A 1,805-nucleotide genomic window follows, 5' to 3' on the forward strand; every position below is an offset into this window, starting at 1 on the left:
GCGGGCTCATGTAAGGGACATCGGCGGCGTGGAGCCACTACGCAGCTGAGGTTCCAGGGTTGCATGGTCATCCCGGTTGGTTCGGGGAGTGGCGTCGAGAATGGCTCTGGGGAGGTCACCTGGTGTGTGGTCGGCCCCGTTCGCCTGATTGCCATCTCCGGCTGGCCACGGATGCCCCGGATGAGGGAAGTGGCTCGGCTCGTCGAGGTCGGGGCCGTTTGCAGCACATGAGTGGGAGCCGCGGTTGGCGCGTGTCTTCCTTGGGACCGTGGCTCGAGTACGACGCTCGTGCGGGCGCTCTTCGAGGCGCTCACCTCGGACGTGACCGGTGTCGATCACTGCACCGCGAACGAAGGAGACGAGATGGGTACCAGACGCCTGGTCGGGATCGATCTGGGCATCGCCAGCGCGCACACCGTGCGGGTGCTGGACGAGACCGGCAAGACGGTCGCGAAACGCAAGGCCTGGCCGACCGAGCAGAGCCTGGGTGATGTTGAGAAGACCGCGTTGGCCGGCGCCGACGAGGACACGGTGCTAGAGGTGGTGATGGAACCGACCGGTCCGGCGTGGCTGCCGATCGCGGTGTTCTTCGCCGCTCGCGGGCACGTCGTGCATCGGGTGTCCTCGGCCAAGGCCGCTGACCTGCGCAGGTTCTTGTCACGCCACACCAAGACCAACGGGATCGATGCCGACACGTTGGCCCGGCTCCCGATCTTCGACCCCGGCGGGCTGCAACCCCTGCGGCTGCCAGATGCCGAGCAGGCCTCGTTGGATCGTCGGGTGCGGGCTACTGACCGGCTCACCCAGGCTGGTGCCCTGCACAAGCGCCGGATCAAGGACCTGGTCCGTCAACTGCTCCCGATGACACCGTTGACCGGCGACCTGGGGATCGCGGATCTGGCGGTCCTGGAGCGCTACGCCGACCCCAACACCTTGATCCGACTCGGCCTCAACCGGTTGACGGCGTTGATCGCGAAGGCCTCCCACGGCCACCAAGGTCGCGAGCGGGCCGAGCAGTGGCTCGATGCCGCACGAGCATCGGTCGAGCTGTACGCGGGTCATCCTGCGGTCGCGTTCACCGACCTGGCCGCCGAGGTCGCCACCGAGGCCAGGCTGCTGCGTGCGGTCCAGTCCGAGCTGGCAGCCCACGCGGGCGCCCGTGAGGACGCCTACCAGCGGGTCGACCCCGCCGGGCTGGCTAGGAGCCTGCCCGGGGTCGCCGAGATCGGCGGACCCGCGCTGGCCGCCGTGATGGGGGACCCGACCCGGTTCCGTACCGGCAAGGCGTTCCGGTCCTACACCGGGCTGGTGCCCAAGGCGTCCGAGACCGGCGAGACCGACCGCAAGGGCCAGCCCATGTCGAAAGCCGGGTCTTCCCTGCTGCGCACCACCTTGATCCGGGCTGCGGACACCGCCCGCAAGCAAGACCCCCAGCTGGCGCGGATCTACTACGTCCAGATGGTCGAACGCGGCAAGGACCACCTGGGTGCGCTGTGCGTGGTTGCGGCGAGCCTGGCCGAGCGATTCTGGACTGTGATGAACCGCGCCATGCCCTACGTCATCCGCGACACCGACGGCCGGCTTGTCGATCCAGCCGAGGCAAAGCACCTCATCGCCCAGCACTGGACCGTGCCACCCGAGGTCCGTGCCCGACGCCGCAGCAAGAAGGCGGGGAAGGCCCCCCAGAAAGTCCCAACCGGACAATCACGACGGGGCGACCTTCCCCACCCACAATCCTCAACGGCCACGTCGAGCAACGTCAACAAACAAACCGCTTGACAAGCCCATCCCCCATAGGGAATCAG

At 68.0% G+C, this 1,805-nt stretch carries 1 protein-coding gene; it reads left to right on the forward strand.

Annotated elements, in window-relative coordinates; genetic code table 11:
• The first annotated feature begins 288 nt into the window (after nucleotides 1–288).
• A complete protein-coding gene (locus RB608_RS28195) occupies nucleotides 289–1,779 on the forward strand; it encodes a transposase (RefSeq protein ID WP_308091424.1) in 1,491 nt (496 codons plus the stop codon).
• Nucleotides 1,780–1,805 lie beyond the last annotated feature (26 nt).

This window comes from Nocardioides sp. LHD-245 (assembly GCF_030929495.1).
Taxonomy (GTDB): domain Bacteria; phylum Actinomycetota; class Actinomycetes; order Propionibacteriales; family Nocardioidaceae; genus Nocardioides.